Here is a 24,012-nt window from a genome sequence, read left to right as displayed (position 1 = left end):
CGTGCGAAGGCGGCCGGGGACGCCCGGCCGCCGCTCCGTCCCCGGTCGCCGGACAGGCTCTAACGTCCGGCGACCGGGGACGTCCTCGCGCCCGGTCGGCGGCCGAGGCCACCGCATGACCGGCACGTGGCTCGCAACCCGCTCATCACGGCCACAATGGCCCCATGCGTGCTGCCCGTCTCATCAAAATGGTGCTGCTCCTGCAGTCCCGCCCCGCCATGACCGCCGCCGAGCTCGCGCAGGAGCTGGAGGTCTCGGAGCGGACCGTCACCCGGGACGCGCAGGCACTCTCCGAAGCGGGCGTACCGGTCTACGCGGACCGCGGCCGGGCCGGGGGCTACCGGCTCGTCGGGGGGTACCGCACACGGCTGACCGGACTCGCCCGCGACGAGGCCGAGGCGCTCTTCCTCTCCGGGCTGCCGTCCGCGCTGCGCGAGATGGGCCTGGAGGACGCCGCGTCCGCCGCCCGGCTCAAGGTGTCGGCGGCCCTGCTCCCTTCCCTGCGGGGCGCCTCGGACAGTGCCGCCCGGCGCTTCCACCTGGACGCTCCCGGCTGGTACCAGGAGCCGGTCACCCCCGAACTGCTGCCGGCCGTCGCGGAGGCGGTCTGGGACGACCGGATCGTCCACGCCCGCTACCGCCGCAGCGGCCGGGACCACGAGGTGGAGCGGGAGCTGGCCCCGTACGGGCTCGTGCTGAAGGCCGGTGTCTGGTACCTCTGCGCTCGCGTGGCCGACGACTTCCGGGTGTACCGGATCGACCGGTTCTCGGCCGTCGCGGTGTCCGACGAGCGGTTCGCGCGTGACGAGCAGTTCGATCTGCGGGGCTTCTGGGACGAGCGGGCCGCCCAGTTCGCCCGCTCGCTCCTGCGTACCGAGGTGACGGTACGGGTGTCGCAGGAGGGTGTACGCCGACTGCCGTACGCCCTGGACCGTTCGGCGGTCCGCGAAGCGCTGGGCGCGGCCGGTCCACCCGATGCGCAGGGGTGGCTCACGGTCATCCTGCCGGTCGAGACCCTCGATATCGCGTACAGCCAACTGCTGGGCCTGGGACCGGAGTTGGAAGTCCTCGAACCAGCCGCTCTGCGGGACCGTCTCCGCTCGGCCGCCGAACGCCTGCGCGACCTCTATCACTGAGGGCTTCTTTTCCCCGCGTCCGCGTGCGTCGCTGCTCGTCAAGGCCGATGCTTGACCCGTGATGGACGAGACGGAGTTCTGGGAGATCATCGACAGCACCCGCGAGGCCGCCGAGGGCGACCCCGAGGACCAGGCCGACCTGCTCGTCGAACGGCTGATCCGGCTCGATCCCGAAGCCGTGCTGGATTTCGCCAGGCACTTCGAGGCCCGTTACCACCGCGCCTACCGCTGGGAGCTGTGGGGCGCCGCGGCCGTGCTGCTCGGCGGCGCGAGCGACGACGCCTTCGACTTCTTCCGCTGCTGGCTGATCGGCCAGGGCCGGGAGGTCTTCGAGGGCGCCCTGCACGACCCGGACAGCCTCGCCGATCTCCTGGACGACTTCGACGAGGAGATCGACGGGGACGCCGAGGAACTCGGCTACGCCGCCGACGAGGCGTACGAACAACTCACCGGCGTGGTCGCCCCGGAACTCGGCCTGCCGCCCCAGACCGCCGAGCCGGAGGGCACGCCCTTCGGCCTGGAGGACGAGGCGGTCCTGGCGGAACGCTTCCCCGCGCTCTGGGCGCGGTTCGGGGCCGGCTGACCGTGTCCGGGGCGCCGCCGCCCCCTCAGAGCCTGTCGGGCGGCCTCTGATCGGGCGGCCACGCCCTGGCACGCACTCCCCCAAGGCCTTGAGGGCCAGGGGGGACCCCCTCCCGCGTTGCCGAGATGTCCTAGTAGCTCCACTACGAGGCCATCCCGGCGCCTTGGAATCGCACGCACCAGACCGCGTCCGCTGTCCGATCGAAGGCCGCCCGACAGGCTCTCAGAAGTGGGTTCCGCCGTCGATCCGGATCTCCGTACCCGTGATGAACGCGCCGTCCTGCGATCCGAGCATCGCGACGACGCCCGCGACGGTCTCGGGGCCGGCGAAGCCCTGCCCGAGGGCCGGCGCCAGCTTCATGAAGAGCGACATGTCGGCATCGGCGGGCAGTCCCGGGCCCTTGCCGCTGGTCATGTCGGAGGAGATCGAGCCGGGCGCGACGGCGACGAACCGCAGCCCCTGCTTGCTGTACTCGCTCGCCAGCGCGTGCGTCATCGACTGGATGCCGCCCTTGCTCGCCGCGTACGCCGACATGTAGGGGTGCGCGAAGCTCGCCGAGGTGGAGGAGAAGTTCACGACGGCCGGCTGGTCACCGTCGAGCAGGGCCGGTACGGCCTCGCGGATCATCAGGAACGTACCCGTGAGGTTGACCGCGATGATCTTGTTGAAAAACTCCAGCGACGTCTTGTGCGTGTGTTCGGAGCGCAGGATTCCGGCCGCGTTGACCAGTACGTCCAGGCCCCCGAGGGTGGCCACGGCGGAGGCCACGCCCGCCTGGACCGCCGCCTCGTCCGAGATGTCGAGGACGAGGGTGGTGAGGCGGTCGGCGGTGCCGTTCGCCACGGCCGTCTCCTGGGTGGCCTTCAGCCCGGCTTCGTTGACGTCGGCCGCGACGACACGGCCGCCCTCGGCGAGGACGCGGTGGACGGTGGCCTGCCCGATGCCGGAGCCACCACCGGTGATGAGTACGCGGCGGCCTTCGTAACGGTTCATGTGCTGTTCTCTCCCGATCCCGGTGACTGCTGTCCCGAGGCCCTCGATAGCGCCTCGATCGATGTCCACCGTACGCCTGCATGACACGATTTGCCACGACGGCATTTCACGCACACTTCTCTACTGCCGAGGTAATCTCCTGGGAATGAGCCCCACGCCGAGTCAGCCGTCCCTCACCGAACGCCGCAAGGCCGCGACCCAGCTGGACATCGCACGCGCCGCCGCTGCGCTCTTCGCCGAGCGCGGTCCCGACGGCACCACGGCGGAGGACATCGCCCGTCGGGCGGGCGTCGCGCTGCGCACCTTCTACCGGTACTTCCGCTCCAAGCAGGACGCGGTGGGCCCGCTGCTCTCCGGCGGCGCCGCGCGCTGGCGGGCGCTGCTGGAGGCGGCCGAGCCGGGGAAGGCGCTCACCGAGGTCCTGGAGCAGGCGGTCACCGAGGCGCTCCGGGTGCCGGGCGCGGACGCCGCCGAGCAGCTCGGCTGGACGCGCGGGCTGCTGCGGGCGGCGGTGGAGGACCCGGCGCTGCGTGCCGTCTGGTACCGGGTCAATCAGGATTCGGAGGAACGGCTGCTGCCGGTGCTGGCCCGACTGACGGGCGACGGGGCGGACCCGCTGGAGGTCCGGCTCGCCGCCGCCGCGGCCACGGACGCGGTACGCGTCGCGCTGGAGGCCTGGGCGCAGACGGACGCGCCGGCCGACGGGCCCGGCTCACCCGCCGAACTGGCGGTGCGTTGCCTCCACGAACTCATGGGCGGCATGCGGCTGTTCAAGGAATGAGCGGGAAACATGGGGTCACGGGGCGAGCGAACGGCCCATCATGACGTCGTCGACGTAACGCCCGTTCAGGAAGAACTCACCGGGCAGCACACCCTCGACGACGAACCCCTCCGCCTCGTACAGGGCCCGCGCGGGTGCGTTGTGCGCGAGCACCCGCAGCGTCATCCGGTTCGCCCCGTCGCCGCGCGCCGCCGCGAACGCCGCCCGCAGCAGGGCCCTGGCGACACCGCGCCCGCGCGCCCAGTCGGCCACGGCGAGGCCCTGTATCTGCCGGACGTGCGTGTTGCAGGCCAGCGGGGTCGGCGGAACCAGCCTGGTGTACCCGGCGAGACGCACCTCGCCCGCCTCGTTCTCCGCCTCGGCCACGAGGAAGTCCTCGGGCTTGTGCCGGTCGTCGAAGAACGGTTCGTACGGCGGCTGGGGCCGCGGCATCACGGCGTGCAGCGTCGACCAGGTGGAGCGGTCGAGCTCGCAGAGAGCGGCTTCGTCGGACAGAGCGGCGGGGCGGACGGGGCGGACCGGGTGCGTGTGGTTCTCAACCATGCGCGCCACTGTGCCACGCACCCCTCTCCCGGTCAGCCCCGTTTCGGGGCTCGGCGCCGTCCGCCGACTCGGCGGACCATCGGCCCGGCGAGCGGGCCACACGGGGACCGCTGCGGCAGGATGGACCCATGCTGCACTCCCGTATCGCTGTCACCGGAGCGTCCGGACTCATCGGAGCGGCGCTGGTGCGCTCGCTGCGGGCCGACGGACACGAGGTCGTACGCCTGGTGCGGCGTCCGGCGCGGGCCGGCGACGAGGCGGAATGGGATCCCGGGCGCGGGTACGTCGACGTGGCGGGCCTGGTGGGCTGCGACGCGGTCGTCCATCTCGCGGGGGCCGGGGTCGGCGACCACCGCTGGACACCGGCGTACAAGCGGGAGATCCGGGACAGCCGGGTGCTCGGGACGACGGCGATCGCCGAGGCCGTCGCCTCACTGGAGGTACCGCCGAAGGTGCTGCTGTCCGGGTCGGCCATCGGCTACTACGGCGACACCGGGGACCGCGCGGTCGACGAGAGCGCCCCGGCCGGCGAGGGTTTCCTGCCGTCCGTGTGCGTGGAGTGGGAGGCGGCCACGGCCGCCGCCCAGGAGGCGGGCATCCGGACCGCGCACGCGCGCACCGGTCTGGTCGTCGGCCGCGAGGGCGGTGCCTGGGGCCGGCTCTTCCCGCTGTTCCGCGCGGGGCTCGGCGGGCGGCTGGGCAACGGACGCCAGTACTGGAGCTTCATCGCGCTGCACGACGAGGTCGCGGCGCTGCGGCACATCCTGGACACGGAGTCGCTGTCGGGCCCGGTGAATCTGACCGGCCCCGACCCCGTCACCAACGCGGAGGTGACGGCCGCGATGGGGCGGGTGCTGCGCCGCCCCACGCTGCTGACCGCTCCGGCACCCGCTCTGCGGATCGTCCTGGGGGACTTCGCTCAGGACGTGCTGGGGAGCCAGCGGGTCCTGCCGGGCAAGCTGCTGGACTCGGGCTTCGTGTTCGCCTTCCCCGGAATCGACAGGGCGATCCGCGCGGCGCTGCGCTGAGCGCGCCGGGACGAAACCGGCGCGCGCGGTAGCGCGCCCCGCGGAGTCGGGGCCCGCGCATCCACCGCGGAATCGGACGGACATGCGACCCCGTGCAACGGTGCCCCGGCCGCGCGCGACTGCGCGCGCGCCGGACGCCCTCCTAGCCTCCTTGCGAACTCGGGCATTCCGGGGGCCTGTTGGGGGCAAGAGCCTCCCAGTAGTTGCGCCGACTCGGGGAGGGGCACGTGCTCAGCTCTGCACATCGCGCGGACGTCGTCATCATCGGAGCCGGGATCGCCGGCCTGTCAGCCGCCCACCAACTGATCAGCGCAGGGGTAAGTGTCAGCGTCCTGGAGGCCGGCCCCCGGGTCGGCGGCCGGATGACCACGGCCGACGTGGACGGCTTCCGGCTCGACCACATCGGCCCGCTGCTCAGCACCTCGTACCCGGAACTGCGCCGGATACCCGCCCTCGAAGGTCTCGCACTGCGTACCTTCGCGCCGGGCGTGCTCGTCCACGGCGAGGGCCGTCAGTACCGGACGGGCGACGTCCGGGGCGCACGGGGCGCATTCAAGGCGGCACGCGCCCTGGCGAGCGCCCCCCGTCCGCCGATGGGCGGGCCGATCGACCAGGCCAGGCTGGGCGCCGCCCTGACCCGGCTCGCCGCCACCCCGGCCACCCGCATCCTGGCCCGGCCCGAACAGACCGCGCTCGCCGCGCTGTCCCACCGCGGTCTGACCTCCCGTACCGTCAACGGCTTTCTGCGCCCACTGCTCTCCGCGCTTCTCAGCGATCCGGACCTCACCACGTCCAGCCGGTGCGCCGATCTCGCGCTGCGCGGCTACGCGCGCGGCAGGCTGTGCGTACCCGAGGGCGGCTCGGGAGAACTGCCCGAACTGCTCGCCGCCGCCCTGCCGCCCGGCACCGTGCGGACGGGCGTGCATGTCACCGCCGCCGACATCACCTCGGTCCGCACCAAGGAGCACGGCGAACTGGGCTGCCGTTCCCTGCTGTTGGCGACCGGCGCGGGAGCCGCCGCCGAGCTGCTGCCCGGTCTGCGGATGCCGTCCTTCCACCCCGTGACGGTCCTTCACCACACCGCCCCCGCTCCCCCGCCGACCGGCGCCTCCCTGCTGCTGGACGCCGACCGTTCCGGCCCGGTCGCGCACACCGCCGTGATGAGCGCCGTCGACCCCTCGCGCGCCCCGCACGGCCGGACCCTGATCAGCTCGACGGTGCTCGGCACCCCGCCGTCCGACCTGGACCGCACGGTCCGCGCCCATCTCGCCGCCCTGTACGGCGTTCCCACGGACGACTGGGAACTGCTGGCCGCCCACCACGATCCCGAGGCCGTTCCCGCGATGCCGGCCCCGCACGATCTGCGCCGCCCGGTCCGGCTGCTCGCCGGGCTGTACGTGTGCGGCGACCACCGCGACACGAGCTCGGTCCAGGGCGCCCTGTTCTCGGGGCGCCGCGCGGCCGACGCGATCCTCACCGACCTGGGCGTACGGCCTGGGTACGGAAGCGGGGCGGCGCTGACCGAAGCGGCGTAGGGCCCGGCCCCGGGGCGCCGGGCGCTACAGGTGGCCGCCCCGGCTCATCCCAGCGCGGCCACCCGCTCGCGGTACCCCCGCACCGCTGCCGCGTCCCGGAACGGCTCAAGGCGGCGCTCGAAGTCCCGTACGTACTCCGTCGCCCGTACCGACCGCATCTCCACCGCCTGCTGCGCGGCCTCGGCGCCGAGCGCACACGCCTGGTCGAGCTCGCCGAGCCCGAGCCGCGCGCAGGCCAGCACCACCCGGCAGAACAGCCGGCTGCGGGCGTACGCCGGGGAGCGGAGCTCAAGAGAGCGCTCCGCGTGCTGCGCCGCGGCCCGGTACTGCTGCAGATCCCGGTGGCAGTGGCCGAATTCGTCGGCGAGTTGGGCCTCGTCGAAATGCCGTGTCCAGTGCGGCACCTCGTCCCCGGTACGAGCGCTCTCCAGCGCGCGCTCCGCCCGCGCCAGCGAGGCGGTGCAGGGCCTGGCCTCGCCGAGCACCCCGTGCCCCCGTGCCTCGACGGCGTGCAGCAGCGCCTGGACGACGGGCGGCGCCGCCGAGCCGATGCCCTGCTGAGCGACGCGCGCCAGCTGTACGGCCTCCCTGCCGTGCCCGAGATAGACCGCCTGCCGGCTCATGGTGATCAGGACGTAAGCGCCGTACGCGCGGTCACCGGCCGCCTGGGCGAGCCGCAGGGCCTGGACGAAGTAGCGCTGGGCCAGGCCGTGGGCCGCGATGTCGTACGAGGTCCAGCCCGCCAGCCGGGTCAGATCGGCGGCGGCGGAGAAGAGCCGGCGCCCGGTGGCCTCCCCGTACGTCCCGCGCAGCATCGGTTCCGTCTCGTGCTCCAGGTACCGGACGAGGGCCTGCCGGGCGTGGCCGCCGCCGTAGGCGTTGTCGAGGGTGCGGAAGAGGTCCCCGACCGAACGCAGTGCGGCGACGTCACCGCCGCTGACCCGCTGGCCGGGGCCCCGGTCGTACTGCCGCTGCCGGGGTACGCCGGGGGCACCCGGCAGCCCGCCTCCCGGGGGGACGGGGCCTGCCGAGGGGGCGGGGGATCCGGGTGGGGCGGACGGTCCGGAGGGCCGGGACGGCACGGGCCCGCGGGCCGCAGCGTTGCGGCCGGTGGCCGCCCCGGATCCCGTCCCGCCGTGCCCGCCGCCGGGCCAGTGCGAACCGTGCGCCCCGTGTAACCCCGGCGCCCCGCCGGGACCACCGGCCCGCCTCGGAGCGCCGGCCTCGGCAGTCCCTGCGGTCCCGGAGGCCCCCGCGCCCCCGACGGACCTGCCCGGCCCGCCGGCCGCTCGGGCGCCGCCGACCGCGTGAGCACCGTCCGGCCCACCCGGCACCGGCGGCGAGGACGCACTCCCCCGTCCCACCCACTCGTCGGCCCGGCCGATCAGCCAGTCCCTGCTGGGGACGACGAGCCCCGCCGGGGTGAAGGCGATCTTGCGCAGCTCGGCATGGCTGCCCGAGTCCTTCCGCCACAGCCCGCTGACGATGTCGACCGCCTCGGCGGGCGTGGCCGCGAACTCCAGGCCCGCGTAGACGGGTGCGCACGCGTCCAGGCCCAGGTCCTGCGCGGAGAGGCGGCGTCCGAGGCGCCGGGTGAAGACCTCGGCGATCAGCGCGGGCGTGGTCCCGCGCGGCTGCTGTCCGCGCAGCCAGCGGGTCACGGAGGTCTTGTCGTACCGCAGGTCCAGGCCGTGCTCCAGGCCGAGTTGGTCCACTCTTCGGGCGAGACCGGCATGGGAGAAACCGGCCTCGGTGATGAGCGAGGCGAGTCGACGGTTGGGGGTGCGCTGCGGAGGTCGTTCCGACATCAGCTGTACGGTCTCCTGCCTTCGGGGCCGGGCGGGCAGCCCTAATGGAACGGCGCGAATTTAGCGGCCTCTGCGGCGGTCACAGCCACCATCGCTTCACTTTCATCCGATCGTGTGAGGATTGGGTGGTGGTACTGACGGGATCGACCTGCCGGACCGCCGCCCGGTGGCCGGCCGTACAGTGGCTTGGGGCCGATTGAGTGCAGGGTGGCGTGGCTCCGGACATCCCGGCTCCAGTCACCGCGAGTAGGGAGGCAGCTGTCGTGAGCGAGCTTCGGTTCGTCCGGCTGGGATTCGGCGAGGAAGCCGTCGACTACCAGGAGGCCTGGCAGAAGCAGCGCGAGGTCCACGCGGCCAGGTTCGAGGACGCCGTCCCCGACACCTGTCTGCTGCTGGAACACCCGCCCGTCTACACGGCGGGGCGGCGCACGACCGACAGTGAGCGCCCGCTGGACGGCACCCCGGTCATCGATGTGGACCGCGGCGGCAAGATCACCTGGCACGGCCCCGGACAGCTGGTCGGCTACCCGATCCAGAAGCTGCCCCGACCGGTCGATGTCGTCGCGCACGTCCGCCGCCTGGAGGACGCCCTGATCCGTACCGCCGCCGAATTCGGTCTGGAGACCTCCCGGGTCGAGGGACGCAGCGGGGTCTGGGTGCTCGGCGACCCGGTCGAGGAGCGTCCGGCGATCGGCGGCCTCTCCCTCGACTTCGATCCGCGGCTGCACGACGAGGAGTTCGACGCGCGGCTGAACGGCCCCGAGTACGCCCCGTCCAACGCCGGCCAGCGGCGCGAGGACCGCAAGCTGGCCGCGATCGGCATCCGGGTCGCGAAGGGTGTGACCATGCACGGCTTCTCGTTCAACGTGAACCCGGACAACACCTGGTTCGACCGCATCGTGCCGTGCGGGATCCGGGACGCGGGCGTCACGTCGCTCGCGTACGAGCTGGGCCGCGACATCACGATCGAGGAGGTGCTCCCGGTCGTCGAGAAGCACCTCAAGGGCGTCCTGGAGAACGCGGAACTCGCCCCGCGCACCATCGAACGCCCGACGGATGCGGTGGCCACGGCGTGACGGCCCGAGCATCCGGCCGGGAATAGGCCCCGTCGGCCACAGGTTGGCCAGGCGTAAGGCCGTTTGAACCACGGGCGTACCCTGGTGTTCGCCGAAGAATCCAATGCAGTGAAAGCAAAGGGGAGTGCCGGAGTGTCCGCTGTCGCACCCGACGGGCGCAAGATGCTGCGCCTTGAGGTCCGGAACAGCCAGACCCCCATCGAGCGCAAGCCCGAGTGGATCAAAACCCGGGCGAAGATGGGCCCCGAGTACAACCAGCTGCAGAAGCTCGTGAAGAGCGAGGGTCTGCACACGGTGTGCCAGGAGGCCGGCTGCCCCAACATCTTCGAGTGCTGGGAGGACCGCGAGGCCACGTTCCTCATCGGCGGCGACCAGTGCACCCGGCGCTGCGACTTCTGCCAGATCGACACGGGCAAGCCGCAGGCGCTGGACCGGGACGAGCCCCGCAGGGTCGGTGAGTCCGTGGTCACGATGGACCTGAACTACGCCACCATCACCGGCGTCGCACGCGACGACCTGGAGGACGGCGGTGCCTGGCTGTACGCGGAGACCGTGCGCCGGATCCACGCGCTGACCGCGGAGCGGGAGGCCGGCCGCACCAAGGTCGAGCTGCTGATCCCCGACTTCAACGCGGTTCCCGAGCAGCTCGCCGAGGTCTTCTCCGCCCGCCCCGAGGTGCTCGCGCACAACGTCGAGACGGTGCCGCGGATCTTCAAGCGGATCCGCCCCGGCTTCCGTTACGAGCGCTCCCTGGAGGTCATCACGCGGGCCCGCGAGGCCGGCCTGGTGACCAAGTCCAACCTGATCCTCGGCATGGGCGAGACCCGCGAGGAAATCAGCGAGGCGCTCCAGGACCTGTACGACGCGGGCTGCGAGCTGATCACGATCACGCAGTATCTGCGGCCGTCCGTGCGTCACCACCCGGTCGAGCGCTGGGTGAAGCCGCAGGAGTTCGTGGAGCTGAAGGAGGAGGCCGACGAGATCGGCTACTCCGGCGTGATGTCCGGGCCGCTGGTCCGCTCCTCGTACCGCGCGGGCCGTCTTTTCCAGCAGGCGATCGAGCGCCGCGGCGCCGTCGCGGCGGCGCCCACCGTGTGAATCCGAGCACAAGTGGCTACCGCTCGGTAACAGTCGATTCGACGCGGCCCGTACGCTCCCCGCAGGTCGGGGGCGCGTATGGGCCGCGTCGACGTGCGCTGCGCCCGGATCAAGGTTTCATTGGTGTTTGACCGACCGGTCATGCGCTGGTAACACCGGGCAGTGACGCTGGGTGCATACGGTGCAGTGGTTCCACAGGCCGCTGCCACCGCCGCTTCTCGCACCCGACGCACGCCACCCACTTCGCGCAACGCAGTCCCGGGTAGCTCAACCCGGGCAGCTGAGTCCACGCCACTCAGTCCGCACATCCGCTCCGAGGAGATTTCCACGATGCAGGCCGTGCCGGTACGCGCCACCGCCATCCCTTCCGTCACCGATGCTCTCCGTGCCGTCGAGTCGCTGCTGCTGAGCAGCGGCCAGCGCACCGCCCGCCGCAATGCCTGGACCGCCGTCCTGGAGGACCGGCGCCGGGCCAAGGACCGGGTCGAGACCGAGTACGTACTGGAGGCCGCGGCCGACCACCGTTCTTGAGCCACGTAAACTTCTGTACATGGCGAGGAAGGCAAACACTGAAGGCGCGGACAGCGCCGAGAACGCGGGGCGGCTCAAGCAGATCGCCCTGACCTACAAGATGACCCGGCGGACCGACTCCAAGATCGGTCTTGTCGTCGCGGGTGTGGGAATCGTCACCTTCGGTGTCCTTCTTGCGGTCGGCTTCGTGATCGACCACCCGGTCTACCTGGGCATCCTGGGCTTCGTGCTGGCCCTCCTCGCGATGGCGATCGTCTTCGGACGGCGTGCCGAGCGCGCGGCCTTCGGGCAGATGGAAGGACAGCCGGGCGCCGCGGCGGCGGTGCTGGACCGGGTGGGCCGTGGCTGGACCACGACACCCGCGGTCGCGATGAACCGCAGCCAGGACGTCGTCCACCGTGCCGTCGGCAAGGCGGGCATCGTGCTGGTCGGCGAGGGCAACCCGAATCGGGTGAAGCTGCTGCTCGCGGCCGAGAAGAAGAAGATGGCGCGCATCCTGGTCGACGTACCGGTGCACGACATCGTCGTCGGCAACGACGAGGGCCAGGTGCCGCTCAAGAAGGTGCGCACCAAGATGCTGAAGCTGCCGCGCGTGCTGGCCGGCCCGCAGGTGACGGCCGCCAACGACCGGCTGCGCGCGATGGGCGACCTGATGAGCAACATGCCGCTGCCCAAGGGCCCGATGCCGAAGGGGACGCGGATGCCGCGCGGCGGGAAGATGCGCTGACGCGTCCGTCGTACCTGCTGTTCCTGCGCATCCGCACATGGCCGCCGCACGCAGGAAGGGGGCGGGTTGCGAACCGAACCGGTTCGCAACCCGCCCCCTTCCCTGTTCCGTCCCCGGCGTCGTGGCCCCGGCTTCCGCTTCCTCGGCGTCCGTCCTCGGCCTTCCGGTCCCGGCTCAGATACGCACCTGAACCGCGCGGGCCAGCCGGTCGTGCAGACCCCGGCCGTCGCGGTCCCAGACCAGGGCCGGGATCACGATGCACAGCAGCACGCTCCGGACGACCACTCGGCCGAACGTGAGCCGGCCACCGCTCTCGGCGATGACCCTGATGCCCAGGAGCCGCTTGCCGGGCGTGCAGCCGATGGTGCCGACGGTGAGCACACTCAGTACGAGAAAGACGCCGAGCGCCCAGTTTCCGGCCGCCTGCTGGTCACCGCGAGCGAGCAGCCCGTATGCGATCACCAGGCACAGGGCCCAGTCGATGAAGATCGCGCCGAAGCGCCGGCCGAGCGGAGCCACGGATCCCGGGCCGTGCTCGGGCAGGCCGAGCCGCTTGCCCCGGTAGCCGAAGTCGGCCCCCATTTCCTCGGCGGCCGCGCGCGGCCCTGAGAGCCACGATCCGATTGCTTGCCTGTTGTCCACCCGACCACGGTACTGCGCCCGCCCGTGTCACCCGCCGGGCGGGGGGCCGCCGAGGGCCTGCGCCGCGGCCCTCGGGAGAGGCCCGGAACAGGCCACGAGGTGCCGCTCACACCCGGCTCGGTTAACTTCTGCGAAACAAATGGGTCATGCTTGAGAAATCCGGTCTGCCTATGGTCGGGTCCAGCGTGTGCCACCGCACTGGCCGCACCACGAGCTACAACCCCGTCCCTCCCGGGCCGGGAGTAGGAGGAGTTGGATGTTCCAGAACGCCGACGACGCGAAGAAGTTCATCGCCGACGAAGACGTCAAGTTCATCGATGTCCGGTTCTGTGACCTGCCCGGTGTGATGCAGCACGTCACTGTCCCGGCGGCGACCTTCGACCCGGCCGAAGAGCTTGCCTTCGACGGCTCGTCGATCCGCGGCTTCCAGGCCATCCACGAGTCCGACATGGCGCTGCGCGCGGACCTGTCGACCGCCCGTGTCGACCCCTTCCGCCGCGACAAGACCATCAACATCAACTTCTTCATCCACGACCCGATCACCGGCGAGCAGTACAGCCGTGACCCGCGGAACGTGGCCAAGAAGGCCGAGGCGTACCTCGCCTCCACCGGCATCGCCGACACCGCGTACTTCGGCCCCGAGGCCGAGTTCTACGTCTTCGACAACGTCCGCTTCCAGACGTCTGCGAACGAGAGCTTCTACCACATCGACTCCGAGGCCGGCGCCTGGAACACCGGTGCGGTCGAGAACAACCGTGGGTACAAGGTCCGTTACAAGGGCGGCTACTTCCCGGTCCCGCCGGTCGACCACTTCGCCGACCTGCGCGCCGAGATGTCCCTGGAACTGGAGAAGAGCGGCCTCCAGATCGAGCGCCAGCACCACGAGGTCGGCACCGCCGGCCAGGCCGAGATCAACTACAAGTTCAACACGCTGCTCGCCGCGGCCGACGACCTGATGCTGTTCAAGTACATCGTGAAGAACGTCGCCTGGCGCAACGGCAAGACCGCGACCTTCATGCCGAAGCCGATCTTCGGCGACAACGGCTCGGGCATGCACGTCCACCAGTCCCTGTGGGCCGGCGGCGACCCGCTGTTCTACGACGAGCAGGGTTACGCGGGACTCTCGGACATCGCCCGCTACTACATCGGCGGCATCCTCAAGCACGCCCCGTCGCTGCTGGCCTTCACCAACCCGACGGTGAACTCGTACCACCGCCTGGTTCCCGGCTTCGAGGCCCCGGTCAACATGGTGTACTCGCAGCGCAACCGTTCCGCCGCGATGCGTATCCCGATCACGGGCTCCAACCCGAAGGCCAAGCGCGTCGAGTTCCGCGCCCCGGACCCGTCGTCGAACCCGTACCTCGCCTTCTCCGCCCTGCTGATGGCGGGCCTCGACGGCATCAAGAACAAGATCGAGCCCGCCGAGCCGATCGACAAGGACCTCTACGAGCTGGCTCCCGAGGAGCACGCGAACGTCCAGCAGGTCCCGACCTCCCTCCCGGCCGTCCTGGAGGCGCTGGAGGCGGACAACGAGTACCTGCAGGCCGGTGGCGTCTTCACCGCCGACCTGATCGAGACGTGGATCGACTACAAGCGCACCAACGAGATCGCCCCGATCCAGCTGCGCCCGCACCCGCACGAGTTCGAGCTCTACTTCGACCTCTAGGAGGCGGGGTCGGCCCTGCCCCCTGCGCGTTCATGCGTCGCTGGGGGGGGCGGCCCGTCGGCCTGATCTCATCTACGGCAGAGCAGCGGGGGTCGCTGCCCCACACCTCGGGGCAGCGACCCCCGTCGTGCTGCCGCTGAGACTGCAACTGAGAACCGGCTGAGCGGGGGCGTATCTCGCGCCACCCGCATGTACAGCGGGATATGTGCCCTCAGGCGGCGTGTGTCGGCCGGACGGCTCGACCAGGCAACCTATTGCCGCTGCTGGTGCTGCGGCACCAAGAATGTCGTGGTCCTACACGGACGCACCCCCAACCCGGCGTTGAAGCCCGCCGCGAACGAGGGGTCGGGATCGACGTGGGGTGCCTTCGCTGGGGCCGAGGCCACCACAGCGGCTGGGGGTGCGGCGCCGAACGCCTGCCCGGCGAAACCCGCAGCGAGGCGATGAGCACTGGGCTGAGTCGGATGAGGTACCGCTTGCCACGCATGACTTTCTCGCTTCGATCGCCAGAAGGAAAGACGGTCGTTCGTTCATGAACGGTGCCTTTTCTCAGCACCCGTAAAGGCGAACGCCGCTTTCAGCAGCAGGATCACATGGGGCACGGGACGCATCAAGAAACCGGATATCCCAGGAGTAGCGGCTCCAGGCAATTTCCGAGCGATCGTCAAACAGCAGGCCGGCAGACGTGACCATGCATCAATTTCCCTATGAAAAGGGTGGCCGGCGCGCTTCGGACAAAGATGTCTTTTCCAACCACATGCCCAGGTGTCTGCTGCCGTCGAGAACCGTCAGAGCGTGGCGGTAGCGCGTAACCCGCGGGTCACGCGCTACCTCTTGTTCGGGTCCACGCGGCAGTTCGCCTAGGTGACTGCTGCAGCTACTGCTGCGGAGTGGCGGGAGGTCCCACAGGCGGCGTAGCCGGAGGCGTCGTCATGGGAGGCGTGGCCGGCGGCGGCGCGGGAGGCGTCGTCACAGGGGGCGTGGCCGGCGGCGTCGTCACAGGGGGCGTCACAGGCGTCGTCACCGGAGGCGTAGCCGGGGGCGTCGTCACGGGCGGCGTCACGGGCGGCGTAGCCGGCGGCGTCGTCACAGGCGGCGTCACGGGCGGCGTAGCCGGCGGCGTCGTCACAGGCGGCGTCACGGGCGGCGTAGCCGGGGGCGTCGTCACAGGCGGCGTCACGGGCGGATTCGTCACCGGAGGTGTAGCGCGCGGCGTCGCCGGCTGCAGAGGCAGGTTCAGCTCCAGCCGCAATTGCTGCGACTGCGACTGCTGCTGCCGTTGCTGCTGGTGCTGTCGAGGCTGCAGCCGCTGCGGTTGTGCCAGCCCAGGCCTGCACACCGACTTGAAGCCCAGGTCGTAGCCCGCCGTGAACGCCGCTTGCTGGTTCAGCGGGAACATCGCCAGGTAGTTCCCCACCCGGTTCACGCACAGCTGGCCGTCGACCTCACCACGAGCCACGCCGCTGCCGAACCCCGGATCGCCGGGCCCTACCGAGGGTGCTTTCGAGGGGGCCGCTGTCGGCGCTGTTGTCGCAGCGGCCGGGGCTGGGGCGCCGAATGCTTCCCCGGCGAAACCCGCTGGGAATGCCAGAGAGGCGATGAGGACCGGGCTGAGCCGGACGAGATACCGCTTGCCGCGCATGACTTTCTCCCTTCGACCACTGGAACGGAAGACGGACGCTCGCTCTCGAACGGTGTCGTTTTTCCGCACGCCGTACGGTCGAACGTCACGTCCAGCAAGCAGCATCACACCCTGCTGAGCGCGCAGCCAGAAACCGATTATCCTAGGAGCAGAGGTCCCAGGTAATAACCATCCGCATGAGTCGCCCAGCAGAGGGAAACAACGGATGAATTATGACCACCGGCGAGCGGAGCTCGCGGACTTCCTCAAAACACGACGGCTTGCCCTTCAGCCGGAAGAGGTCGGCCTGCCACCACGGACATCACGGCGAACCCCCGGTCTGCGACGGGAAGACGTGGCCGATCTCGCGGGTATCAGCGCCTGCTGGTACTCCCGCCTCGAACAGGCCCGGAACATCCGGGTGTCCGATCATGTCCTCAATTCTCTGGCCGAGGCCCTTCGCCTCAATGCCGAAGAGCGCGACCATCTCCTGGCCCTGTCGAGCAAGGAAACCCGTTCCAGCGCGAGCATTCCCACGGACGGCGTGCCTCCGGCGCTCCAACGCATCCTGGACAGCCAGCATCCGCATCCGGCATTCGCTCTCGGTCCCCGTTTCAACATTCTGGCCTGGAACCAGGCCAGAACGGATGTCTACGGGGATCTGGAAAAAATCCCGCCTGAGCACCGTCACATGCTGTGGCTGTTCTTCGGCGGCTACATGCGCGAGCTGATTCAGAACTGGGAACCGAGCGCCCGGTCCGTGCTGGCCGATTTCCGCGCGGCCACCGGTCTGTACGTCCATGAGCCATGGTTCACGGAACTGGTGCGGGACCTGAGCCGGAACAGCCAGGAGTTCCGCGCGTGGTGGCAGCAGCACGAAATCGAAAAGCACCATGTCACGGCCCGCGAGGTGAAGCATCCCTTTGCCGGCCACATGGTGCTGGAGGAGAGCGCACTCATCGTCGACGACCACTCGGGCCGGCGGATCATTCTGGAGATACCACAGCCAGGCACCGGCACCGAGAACAAGCTGATGGCGCTCTGCTGCCGGTCCCAGCGGATAAAAATTCCACCCTGGCGTGCCCTGCGCAGGCCGATTTCATGGGAACAGCACAGACACCACTTCTGACTTCGCTGTCACGCCGGTGCCGATTCGAGAATCGGTCAGTGCCGCAGGGCCGTTCCCACGTCCACCTTGATGGCGCCCGACAGCTTGCGGTTGCTGCGGGCCGTGGCGTTCTTGGCTGTCCTGGGGCCGACGTCGTCGACGGTCACCACCACCGTGTCGAGCAGATTCCCTTTGGAATCGCGGAAGTTGATCTGCACGGCGTACGACTTCGACGAGTCGGCGCTGTTGGTCGCAGTGACCTTCGCGGTGGCGTGGCCGTCGGGGGCGGTGCCCGGTGGGCCCAACTTGACGTCGCTCTTGGCGTTCACGCCGTTCTTGAAGCCCTTCAGCTTCTCACCCGCGGCCGCGGTGGCCGAGGCCACCACATCGGAGCCCCTGGACGCCACCGACGCTGCGGCGGACGCGGCCTTCGACGCCGTGCTGGAGGCCTTTCCGCCCTCGCCGGAACAGGCGGCGGCCGTCGACATCACGGTCGTCGCCAGCACTACGGCCCACAGGCCTCGCGCGGCTTTCCTCGTCATCGTGCCTCCCAGCACTCGCCCGTCGCCCCAGTCAAAGGTGCGGTGGGCAAAGCCGCATGCCGTGTACGCCGGACGGGTGAGGAGCCGGGACGGAGCGGAAGGCCCTCAGAGGAGCTCACAAAATGGGCACCTGATGGAGTCGTGGCGTACCGGAGGACAGCCGACTCTGATGGCATGAGCGGCACCGCACCGGACGCCGCGAGCATCCCGGCATCCCTTCCGGCCACAGCACAAGGTACCGCCGGGCGCACCCGTGCCCCCCGGAGGTCCGAGGGGCACGGGCTCCTTCAGGTACATGAGCTGTCGTTCCTCAGCAGTCGGCCAGCGGCTGTCGGCCAGCGACTGTCGGCTGTCGGCTGTCGGGGGGTCAGGTGCCGACGGTCAGCGGCCGTAGCGGATCAGGGCGCGGACCATGCGGCAGGTCGTGTCGGACGGCGGGTGGATACCGATGCGCTCGGCAGTCGTACGTATCTTGTCGTTGGTCGCGGTCGACGGGTAGTAGACGCCCGTGTCGAGCAGGGCGATCGCCAGGCGCATGGCCTTCAGGCGGCGATTGTGGGTGATGTACCACTCACGGGGCCGGCCCGCGGGGAGCGGCTTCTTCTGCAGGGGCTTGTGGAGCGGCTTGGTCGTGACTGCGGCAACGGCCATGGGCATCCTCCTGGCGCGGTCGTGAAACCCTCACGAACTACCTCTATTTTACGGCCCACCACTGACAATCGGCGCTGGCCAGAAGGGCTTTCGCGGCATCCCTCCCGTACCGTTGGCCCCATGGAGATCTGGATCAATCCCGCTTGTTCGAAGTGCCGCGGCGCGGTGCAGTTGCTCGACGCGGAAGGTGCCGAATACACCGTCCGCCGCTATCTGGAGGATGTGCCGTCGCCGGACGAGATCCGGGCCGTGCTCGACCGGCTCGGGCTGGAGCCGTGGGACATCACGCGGACGCAGGAGGCGGAGGCGAAGGAGCTCGGGCTCAAGGAGTGGCCGCGCGAGGCCGGTTCGCGGGAGCGGTGGATCTCGGCGCTCGCCGGTCATCCGAAGCTGATCCAGCGGCCGATCATCACGGCGGACGACGGGACCGCCGTCGTGGCACGCACGGACGAGGCGGTACGGGACGCCATGGGGCGCTGAGTCCCCGCGCGGTGTGGGCTATCGGGCCGTCAGGAACTCCTCGATCCTGCGGTTCAGCGCGGTGGCCGTCGGCTCGTGCAGCGGCAGGGTGTGGTGCGTCGCGCCGGGGATCGTCGCCGTGTGCGCGTGCGGGAGCAGCCGGGCCGCGGCGGCGGCGACGCGGGTCGGGTGATGGGCCCGGCTGTGTTCGGCCAGCAGGATCAGGGTCGGCACCCCCAGTCCGCCCAGGGCTTCGGATGCGGGGCGGGGTCCGGTGACGGGACGGGCGGACGGGAAGCCGGCTGCGGCGCAACGCAGTCGCAGCCACGTCGGATCGAGCGCCGCTCCGCCCGTCTCCCACTCCAGGAAGGTGCGCGTCCGTTTCGCCCCGGGCCGGAGCAGCATCGGCAGCGCGTGCAGCAGATAGCCCGGCCGGAAACCGGCGAAGCACTGGGTCGGATCGAGGAGGATCAGCTTCCGGACGCGCGGGGGCTGCGCCTGCAGGGCGTAGTGGAGGGCGATCCAGGCCCCGTACGAATGCCCGCACAGCGCGCCGTGGTCGGCGCCCAGTCGGTCCAGCACCGCGTCGAGCCACGTCGTCAGGTCCTCCACCGTACGGATCGGACGCTCCCCCGCGACGCTGCGGCCCGGATCTCCGACGAGGTCGACCGCGTGGACGCGATGGGTGCGGCCCAGGTGGGCGGCCTGGGCGTACCAGACGGTGGAGGTGGATCCGCCGCCGGCCAGCAGCACCAGGGGCGGGGCGTCCTCGGGGCCACAGCTGTTGATGCGGGTGGTGCCGTACGGGGTGCGAGCCTCGGAGTGCGTCGTTCCGGCGGGCCACTTGGCTGTCAGGACCTCGTCGTACGCCGTGAGGAACGACATGGCGGTGCTCATGGGCGCCTCCCTGGTCGGATGCTCTCGGATATTATCTCGCTCAGCGAGATAATAAGGGCGAGTGAGGAAGGAGACGCCTCGGTGACCGCCCAAGAACCCGAGCGCGAGATCGTCCATCTGCTGCGCAAGGTGACGGTCGAATTCGGGCTGCGCCAGGCCGAGTTCGCGACTCTGCACGGAATGCACAGCACCGATGTCCGCGCCCTGATCTGCCTGCTGGACGCCGAGCGGGCCGGTACGGACGCCACCGCCGGTTGGCTCGGCGCCCAGCTCGGCCTCAACTCCGCGGGCACCACATCTCTCATCGACCGCCTGGAGCGCCTGGGCCACCTCCACCGCACCCGTGACGCGCGGGACCGGCGACGGGTCCTGCTCGGCGTGACGCCCTGCGCGGTGGAGCTGGGCCAGTCCTTCTTCGGGCCGCTGATCGAGAACACGGTGGCGGTGCTGCGCGACTTCGACGCGCGTGAGACGGCGGCGGTCCGGCGCTTTCTGCACACCGCTCACCAGGCCGTCACGGCGCCTCCCGCTCCTCCCGCGCCCCCGCCGAGTACTGACGGGGCGGTCGAAGAGAACGCAGCGTCCGAGGCGAACGGGCCCGCCTCCCGTCCCGAAAGACCCGTCGCCCGTCCCGTAGAACCCGCCTCCCCTACGAACGGACCCGCCTGCCCCGCATAGGACCTGTCTTCTGTAGGGAGAACCTGCCGCCCCGTACGCGGGGAGACCGACGCGCGCCGCCCGTCCCCTACGCCCGCGCCTGCGCCTCCGCCTCGGCCAGCAGTTGTGTCAGGCGCAGTCCGAACCGGACGTCGCAGGAGTGCGGCTCCCCCGTGCGGACCGCCTCGATCAACGCGTCCACCGCGACCCGGAAGGAGCCGACCACGTCGCCCCACCGCGGCAGTGCGGAAGTTCCCTCTTCCCCCCTGAGCACGAGCTCCGTGTCGACCGCGCCCACCGGGGCACCCAGTGCGAGCGTCACCGTGCTCGACGCGCCGGAGGTGTGGCGGAGGATCAGATGGGTGGTGTCGGACGGGCCCCGGGCCGCGGTCAGCCGCGTGACGTCGCCCAGTACCGGGATCAGGACCGACAGGACGTGCGGGCCGACGTCCCACAGGCCGCCCTTCTCGCGGCGCCAGGGCGAGGCGGCGTACTCACTGGTCGCGCCGGGGGCGAACAGCGCCCCGATCCACTCGGCGCGGGCGGTGAACCAGCCGTCCAGGGCGGCCTGTTCGCTGATCCAGGCGGAGGTCTCGGCCGCGAACCGCAGGGTGCAGAAGACGATGGACGCGACCCCGGTCTCCTCGGCGGCGCGGGCGATCTCGCGGGCTCCCGTGACGGTGGTCGCGATCGGCTTGTCCATCAGCAGGTGGCGGCCGGTGGCCGCGGCACGGGCGGCGAGCGGGGCCTGGACGTCCGGCGGCACGGCGAACGCGATGGCGTCGCTGGCCGCGAAGAGCTCGTCGATGCCCGTCTCACCGCTGTACGCCGTCGTGCCGTGGGCGGCGGCCAGAACGTTCGCGGCCTCGGGGCGGCGGCCCCACACACCGCTCAGTGCGACGCCAGGGTGGGCGGCGAGGGCGGGAGCCTGGGTGTTGCGGGCCCAGGGGCCCGTACCGACGAGGCCGATGCGCAGGGGGGTCGGGGGGAGTGTCGTCATGGGGGCAAGTCTGCCGGGTTCGCCGGGCCGGTCCCGTATTGAGTTGGCGCGGGGCGGTGTCGGTGGTTACGTTTGCGGGGCCGGCCGCGGGACTCCGGCTGCGACTTCCGGGACTTGCCTCTGAAGCAGTGATTTCGCTGTTCGCGCCCCCATTCCCCGGCCGGCGCTCCGCCTCTTCGTACGGCGGCGCGTGACACCACGGGGGAAGCCATGACCAACAGCACCGGAACCGACGCGGGCCTCGTCGCGGCCGAGGACGTGCTGCTCTTCGTCAACGCGGCAATCACAGCGACCGGGCAGCGCGAGTTCCGCTCCACCGCGTATCAGCAGCAGCTCTCGCTGGACTTCCTCCACGAGTACGTACGGGTCAACTACCGCCGGGTGTACGCCGCGGCGCTCGCCCTCGACATCAACGACCACAACGCCGTGCTCATCGTCCGGGGCCTGCTGGAGCACGCCGCCGACGCGAGCGCCGAGGAGAAGCGCCCCGAGGGCCGGCTGATCGCCGCCCGGCTGGCGAAGCTGCCCCCGCAGCGCGTGTACCGGCTGTTCCGGGCACTGCGCGCGGCCGGGGTCAACAACCGGCGCACCCGCGCGATCATGCGGGACTGGCTGGCCGCCCGGCCCGACCGGGCGCATGACGCGGTGAAGTACCGCTCCGGCCTGAAGACCGCCGCCCGCCATGTCCATCTCCGATTCGGCGGGACCGGGGAGCCGGACGAGACGGGGGACTTCCTGTTCCGGCCGGGGCACCGGCCGCGCTACCGGCACCAGCTGCTCGACGCCTGGCGGCGCGCCCACTACGAGCAGGGGGCCGTCGAGGAACTGCCGTTCACCGTCGCCGAGGGCTTCGCCGCCCGGCGCGGGATGAAGCGGGAGGTGTTCCTGGAGCGTATGGTGCCGCGGATGACCCGGCTGGAGCGGCTGCGGACCCTGGGGCAGCGCGCTGCCGGAGACGACGGGCGGTCGCCCGCGGATGTGGACCTGACCGTGATGCCGCTGACCCGGCTCGCCCTGTACGTGCTGTCGCTCGGATTCGAGGCGCGGCGGCTACGCCGCGAGGAGCTGACCCACGCGCTCCGCGCGGCGGCCCGTCGCGCGGCGGGCCCGCATGCCAGGAGCTGGGGCCGGGTCGCCGCCGTGCTGGACGACAGCTACTCGTCCTCCGGGTCGGGCGAGAAGCGGCGCCGCCCGCTCGCCGTGGCGCTGGCCTGCCACTTCCTGCTGGAGGCGCTGGCCGCGCCGGGCGCGTACACCTCGCTGTGGACATCGGGCCGTACCGATCCACTGCTGGTCAGGCCCTGGGGCCCGACCCCGCTCGGCACCCGTGTGCTGGACGCCCTGGAGCTCGGCCCCGACCGGCTGGTCATCATCTCGGACGGCTGGGACAACGCGCCGCCCGGACTCGCGGGCGAGGTGCTTCGGGTCTGGCGGACCCGGCTCGACCCGGACCGGCGCACGGCGGTGGTGCATGTGAACCCCGTATACGACGCGGACGGTTTCGATGTGCGTCGCCTCGCGCCGAGCGTGCCCACGGCGGGTGTCCGGGACGCGGAGGACCTGCCGGCGCTGGTGGAGATCGCGGGGTTCGCCGAGGGACGTACGGGAGCGGCGGCGCTGTACGCCTACCTGGACCGGCAGGTGACACGCTTCGTGGGAGCCGACGGGGCAGGAGCGACCTCGTGAACAGGCTCGAACTGACCGGGCTCGCCACCCGCCCCGCCCAGGTGTGGGGCGGCATCCGGCTGGTGCCGCTGGTGCGCGAACAGCCCGTCGAAGGGCTGCGGCTGCATGAGGAGCTCTACACGGACTACGGACACGCCGTCGTGGACGTCGGGCCGCGCACGCACTACGCCTCGGTCGTCCCGCACGGCTTCGTCGCCGACTGGTCCGGCGAGGGCGAGCAGTCCGCCGCGTACGGCACGCAGCTCGGCGCCGCGGCGGGCTCCCCGGCCGGGAGCCGGCCGACGCCCCGGACCGCGCGGCTCCAGCGCCACCGCCACCACCGGATGGCGAAGCGCCGGCAGGGCGACCGGCTGCGTTTCCTGCCGCTGCACCTCGCTCTGGAGGGCTACCTCTCCCTGCACTTCGGCGGCCCCGCCATCGCCTGGGAGGAGTGGTCGCGGCAGGCGCTGCGTGACGGGCTCTCGCCGCGCGCCGAGGACACGTACATGGGGTGGTCGGTGCGCGGGCTCGGTGACGCGCTGCGGGTCTTCGAGATCCATCCCGGCCAGTGCGGGGTGATGGTGTACGCGGCCGACGCGCTCGCCGCCGCGTTCGTGCTGCCGCACCCGGACGACTACCGGCTGCTGCACCCGTCGCTCGTCGAGGACCTGTACGGCGAGCTGATCCACCAGTACGCGCTGTACGGCGCTCCGGTGCCGGAGTTCACAGCGCGGATACCCGACGGTCCGCGGCTGCGGACGCTCGCCGGTCTGCGGGCGGCGGCGCGGGCGCAGGAGCAGGAGTGGGCCGAGGCGCACGACACCCTGTTCGCGGGTGAGCTGCTGAACACCTCGTACGCCTTCGACCGGGTCTACCGGATGGGTTCGTTCACGCTGTGGCGGTTCCTGCCGCCGTTCCTGACGGGTGGGGCGGGGCAGCACATCGGTGAGACGATCACCGACCACAAGGGGCAGGTCGCGTACCTGAAGACGTTCCGGCTGTCCGAGGCGCAGATCAGGCGCGGCCATCTGCTGCACCGGCTCGCCGACGCGGACTGGCGGCTCGCGGGGGCGGCCGAGGCGCTGGGCACGACCGAGGAGGAACTGGTGCGCCGGATCCGTGCCGCCGGTTTCGAGTCGCTGCTCAGGTCCCGCGCGTAACGAAGGAACCTCGGTAACACGGGGTTCACAGTCGGGCAACGGACGGGAAATCGCGGCTTGCGAAGCTGCGCTGCAGAGACCGGACCCGCAGCACCGCAGCACGCG

23 protein-coding genes and 1 pseudogene are annotated in these 24,012 nt (G+C 71.1%); 15 read left to right on the top strand and 9 right to left on the bottom strand.

Going from position 1 to position 24,012, the window contains the following annotated elements:
* Positions 1–164: 164 nt before the first annotated feature.
* Both ABZ826_RS16420 and ABZ826_RS16415 read left to right on the top strand, forming a co-directional pair.
* Positions 165–1,136, top strand: coding sequence for a YafY family protein (locus ABZ826_RS16420; protein WP_361447689.1), 972 nt, complete (start codon positions 165–167; stop codon positions 1,134–1,136).
* Between the two features lie 61 nt (positions 1,137–1,197).
* Positions 1,198–1,719 carry a DUF4240 domain-containing protein gene (locus ABZ826_RS16415; RefSeq protein WP_361447745.1) on the top strand — a complete coding sequence of 174 codons (522 nt, stop codon included), beginning with the start codon at positions 1,198–1,200 and terminating at the stop codon, positions 1,717–1,719.
* A gap of 222 nt (positions 1,720–1,941) precedes the next feature.
* Here the strand turns inward: ABZ826_RS16415 and ABZ826_RS16410 are convergent, their stop codons facing one another.
* Complete coding sequence (locus ABZ826_RS16410; protein ID WP_361447687.1) at positions 1,942–2,712, bottom strand: SDR family oxidoreductase; 771 nt, start codon at positions 2,710–2,712, stop codon at positions 1,942–1,944.
* A gap of 145 nt (positions 2,713–2,857) precedes the next feature.
* Between ABZ826_RS16410 and ABZ826_RS16405 the strand changes: the two genes are divergently transcribed.
* Complete coding sequence (locus ABZ826_RS16405; RefSeq protein ID WP_361447685.1) at positions 2,858–3,493, top strand: TetR family transcriptional regulator; 636 nt, start codon at positions 2,858–2,860, stop codon at positions 3,491–3,493.
* A gap of 15 nt (positions 3,494–3,508) precedes the next feature.
* Here ABZ826_RS16405 and ABZ826_RS16400 read toward each other — a convergent pair whose 3' ends face one another.
* The gene (locus ABZ826_RS16400) at positions 3,509–4,036 is read right to left on the bottom strand and encodes a GNAT family protein (RefSeq protein WP_361447683.1); all 528 of its coding nucleotides are present in this window, start codon (positions 4,034–4,036) and stop codon (positions 3,509–3,511) included.
* 128 nt (positions 4,037–4,164) lie between these two features.
* Between ABZ826_RS16400 and ABZ826_RS16395 the strand changes: the two genes are divergently transcribed.
* Both ABZ826_RS16395 and ABZ826_RS16390 read left to right on the top strand, forming a co-directional pair.
* Positions 4,165–5,064 (top strand): TIGR01777 family oxidoreductase, encoded by a 900-nt coding sequence (locus tag ABZ826_RS16395; protein ID WP_361447681.1) that lies wholly within the window; start codon positions 4,165–4,167, stop codon positions 5,062–5,064.
* Between the two features lie 227 nt (positions 5,065–5,291).
* Positions 5,292–6,599, top strand: coding sequence for an NAD(P)/FAD-dependent oxidoreductase (locus ABZ826_RS16390; RefSeq protein WP_361447679.1), 1,308 nt, complete (start codon positions 5,292–5,294; stop codon positions 6,597–6,599).
* Between the two features lie 44 nt (positions 6,600–6,643).
* Here ABZ826_RS16390 and ABZ826_RS16385 read toward each other — a convergent pair whose 3' ends face one another.
* Positions 6,644–8,407 (bottom strand): regulator, encoded by a 1,764-nt coding sequence (locus tag ABZ826_RS16385; RefSeq protein WP_361447677.1) that lies wholly within the window; start codon positions 8,405–8,407, stop codon positions 6,644–6,646.
* A gap of 263 nt (positions 8,408–8,670) precedes the next feature.
* Between ABZ826_RS16385 and lipB the strand changes: the two genes are divergently transcribed.
* From lipB to ABZ826_RS16365, 4 genes are all read left to right on the top strand, one after another.
* Positions 8,671–9,483: a lipoyl(octanoyl) transferase LipB gene (gene lipB, locus ABZ826_RS16380; protein ID WP_361447675.1), complete on the top strand. Its 813-nt coding sequence runs from the start codon at positions 8,671–8,673 to the stop codon at positions 9,481–9,483.
* A gap of 132 nt (positions 9,484–9,615) precedes the next feature.
* On the top strand, positions 9,616–10,581 hold the full coding sequence (gene lipA / locus ABZ826_RS16375) for a lipoyl synthase (RefSeq protein ID WP_361447673.1): 966 nt from the start codon (positions 9,616–9,618) through the stop codon (positions 10,579–10,581).
* Between the two features lie 330 nt (positions 10,582–10,911).
* Entirely contained in the window at positions 10,912–11,112 is a 201-nt protein-coding gene (locus ABZ826_RS16370) for a hypothetical protein (protein ID WP_114244165.1), read from the top strand.
* Positions 11,113–11,131: 19 nt separating this feature from the next.
* A complete protein-coding gene (locus ABZ826_RS16365) occupies positions 11,132–11,839 on the top strand; it encodes a DUF4191 domain-containing protein (RefSeq protein WP_361447671.1) in 708 nt (235 codons plus the stop codon).
* Between the two features lie 174 nt (positions 11,840–12,013).
* On the opposite strand, the gene ABZ826_RS16360 is transcribed toward ABZ826_RS16365, so the two are convergent.
* A complete protein-coding gene (locus ABZ826_RS16360) occupies positions 12,014–12,481 on the bottom strand; it encodes an RDD family protein (RefSeq protein ID WP_361447669.1) in 468 nt (155 codons plus the stop codon).
* Between the two features lie 256 nt (positions 12,482–12,737).
* Here ABZ826_RS16360 and glnA point away from each other — a divergent pair, with 256 nt between their 5' ends.
* Positions 12,738–14,147 (top strand): type I glutamate--ammonia ligase, encoded by a 1,410-nt coding sequence (gene glnA, locus ABZ826_RS16355; protein WP_361447667.1) that lies wholly within the window; start codon positions 12,738–12,740, stop codon positions 14,145–14,147.
* 860 nt (positions 14,148–15,007) lie between these two features.
* On the opposite strand, the gene ABZ826_RS16350 is transcribed toward glnA, so the two are convergent.
* Positions 15,008–15,484 carry a hypothetical protein gene (locus tag ABZ826_RS16350; protein ID WP_361447665.1) on the bottom strand — a complete coding sequence of 159 codons (477 nt, stop codon included), beginning with the start codon at positions 15,482–15,484 and terminating at the stop codon, positions 15,008–15,010.
* Positions 15,485–15,994: 510 nt separating this feature from the next.
* Between ABZ826_RS16350 and ABZ826_RS16345 the strand changes: the two genes are divergently transcribed.
* Positions 15,995–16,897: a helix-turn-helix transcriptional regulator gene (locus ABZ826_RS16345; RefSeq protein WP_361447663.1), complete on the top strand. Its 903-nt coding sequence runs from the start codon at positions 15,995–15,997 to the stop codon at positions 16,895–16,897.
* A 35-nt stretch (positions 16,898–16,932) separates the two neighbouring features.
* On the opposite strand, the gene ABZ826_RS16340 is transcribed toward ABZ826_RS16345, so the two are convergent.
* Together ABZ826_RS16340 and ABZ826_RS16335 are read right to left on the bottom strand one after the other, a co-directional pair.
* Positions 16,933–17,418 (bottom strand): hypothetical protein, encoded by a 486-nt coding sequence (locus ABZ826_RS16340; RefSeq protein ID WP_361447661.1) that lies wholly within the window; start codon positions 17,416–17,418, stop codon positions 16,933–16,935.
* Positions 17,419–17,799: 381 nt separating this feature from the next.
* Positions 17,800–18,069 (bottom strand): hypothetical protein, encoded by a 270-nt coding sequence (locus tag ABZ826_RS16335; protein WP_361447659.1) that lies wholly within the window; start codon positions 18,067–18,069, stop codon positions 17,800–17,802.
* Between the two features lie 120 nt (positions 18,070–18,189).
* On the opposite strand from ABZ826_RS16335, the gene ABZ826_RS16330 reads away from it, so the two are divergent.
* Positions 18,190–18,549 carry an arsenate reductase family protein gene (locus tag ABZ826_RS16330; protein ID WP_361447657.1) on the top strand — a complete coding sequence of 120 codons (360 nt, stop codon included), beginning with the start codon at positions 18,190–18,192 and terminating at the stop codon, positions 18,547–18,549.
* Between the two features lie 18 nt (positions 18,550–18,567).
* On the opposite strand, the gene ABZ826_RS16325 is transcribed toward ABZ826_RS16330, so the two are convergent.
* A complete protein-coding gene (locus ABZ826_RS16325) occupies positions 18,568–19,425 on the bottom strand; it encodes an alpha/beta hydrolase (protein ID WP_361447655.1) in 858 nt (285 codons plus the stop codon).
* A gap of 81 nt (positions 19,426–19,506) precedes the next feature.
* Between ABZ826_RS16325 and ABZ826_RS16320 the strand changes: the two are divergent.
* Positions 19,507–19,920, top strand: a pseudogene (locus ABZ826_RS16320) (MarR family transcriptional regulator); the annotation flags it as partial.
* A gap of 250 nt (positions 19,921–20,170) precedes the next feature.
* On the opposite strand, the gene ABZ826_RS16315 reads toward ABZ826_RS16320, so the two are convergent.
* On the bottom strand, positions 20,171–21,082 hold the full coding sequence (locus ABZ826_RS16315) for a Gfo/Idh/MocA family oxidoreductase (RefSeq protein ID WP_361447653.1): 912 nt from the start codon (positions 21,080–21,082) through the stop codon (positions 20,171–20,173).
* A gap of 210 nt (positions 21,083–21,292) precedes the next feature.
* Here ABZ826_RS16315 and ABZ826_RS16310 point away from each other — a divergent pair, with 210 nt between their 5' ends.
* Both ABZ826_RS16310 and ABZ826_RS16305 read left to right on the top strand, forming a co-directional pair.
* Positions 21,293–22,768, top strand: coding sequence for a hypothetical protein (locus tag ABZ826_RS16310; RefSeq protein ID WP_361447651.1), 1,476 nt, complete (start codon positions 21,293–21,295; stop codon positions 22,766–22,768).
* Entirely contained in the window at positions 22,765–23,907 is a 1,143-nt protein-coding gene (locus ABZ826_RS16305; RefSeq protein WP_361447649.1) for a hypothetical protein, read from the top strand. The genes ABZ826_RS16310 and ABZ826_RS16305 overlap by 4 nt, the downstream gene beginning before the upstream one ends.
* Positions 23,908–24,012: the final 105 nt, after the last annotated feature.

The organism is Streptomyces sp. NPDC047515, from assembly GCF_040643055.1.
Classification (GTDB): domain Bacteria; phylum Actinomycetota; class Actinomycetes; order Streptomycetales; family Streptomycetaceae; genus Streptomyces.
Note: the sequence above shows the minus strand (reverse complement) of the source record. Positions and strands in the feature narration are given on the sequence as shown.

What these genes read in the sequence shown, in the direction of transcription:
- ABZ826_RS16420 (WP_361447689.1), top strand. Translation starts at nt 165, where the DNA reads ATGCGTGCTGCCCGTCTCATCAAAATGGTGCTGCTCCTGCAGTCCCGC.
- ABZ826_RS16415 (WP_361447745.1), top strand. Translation starts at nt 1,198, where the DNA reads ATGGACGAGACGGAGTTCTGGGAGATCATCGACAGCACCCGCGAGGCC.
- ABZ826_RS16410 (WP_361447687.1), bottom strand. Translation starts at nt 2,712, where the DNA reads ATGAACCGTTACGAAGGCCGCCGCGTACTCATCACCGGTGGTGGCTCC.
- ABZ826_RS16405 (WP_361447685.1), top strand. Translation starts at nt 2,858, where the DNA reads ATGAGCCCCACGCCGAGTCAGCCGTCCCTCACCGAACGCCGCAAGGCC.
- ABZ826_RS16400 (WP_361447683.1), bottom strand. Translation starts at nt 4,036, where the DNA reads ATGGTTGAGAACCACACGCACCCGGTCCGCCCCGTCCGCCCCGCCGCT.
- ABZ826_RS16395 (WP_361447681.1), top strand. Translation starts at nt 4,165, where the DNA reads ATGCTGCACTCCCGTATCGCTGTCACCGGAGCGTCCGGACTCATCGGA.
- ABZ826_RS16385 (WP_361447677.1), bottom strand. Translation starts at nt 8,407, where the DNA reads ATGTCGGAACGACCTCCGCAGCGCACCCCCAACCGTCGACTCGCCTCG.
- ABZ826_RS16370 (WP_114244165.1), top strand. Translation starts at nt 10,912, where the DNA reads ATGCAGGCCGTGCCGGTACGCGCCACCGCCATCCCTTCCGTCACCGAT.
- ABZ826_RS16365 (WP_361447671.1), top strand. Translation starts at nt 11,132, where the DNA reads ATGGCGAGGAAGGCAAACACTGAAGGCGCGGACAGCGCCGAGAACGCG.
- glnA (WP_361447667.1), top strand. Translation starts at nt 12,738, where the DNA reads ATGTTCCAGAACGCCGACGACGCGAAGAAGTTCATCGCCGACGAAGAC.
- ABZ826_RS16345 (WP_361447663.1), top strand. Translation starts at nt 15,995, where the DNA reads ATGAATTATGACCACCGGCGAGCGGAGCTCGCGGACTTCCTCAAAACA.
- ABZ826_RS16340 (WP_361447661.1), bottom strand. Translation starts at nt 17,418, where the DNA reads ATGACGAGGAAAGCCGCGCGAGGCCTGTGGGCCGTAGTGCTGGCGACG.
- ABZ826_RS16335 (WP_361447659.1), bottom strand. Translation starts at nt 18,069, where the DNA reads ATGGCCGTTGCCGCAGTCACGACCAAGCCGCTCCACAAGCCCCTGCAG.
- ABZ826_RS16330 (WP_361447657.1), top strand. Translation starts at nt 18,190, where the DNA reads ATGGAGATCTGGATCAATCCCGCTTGTTCGAAGTGCCGCGGCGCGGTG.
- ABZ826_RS16325 (WP_361447655.1), bottom strand. Translation starts at nt 19,425, where the DNA reads ATGAGCACCGCCATGTCGTTCCTCACGGCGTACGACGAGGTCCTGACA.
- ABZ826_RS16315 (WP_361447653.1), bottom strand. Translation starts at nt 21,082, where the DNA reads ATGACGACACTCCCCCCGACCCCCCTGCGCATCGGCCTCGTCGGTACG.
- ABZ826_RS16310 (WP_361447651.1), top strand. Translation starts at nt 21,293, where the DNA reads ATGACCAACAGCACCGGAACCGACGCGGGCCTCGTCGCGGCCGAGGAC.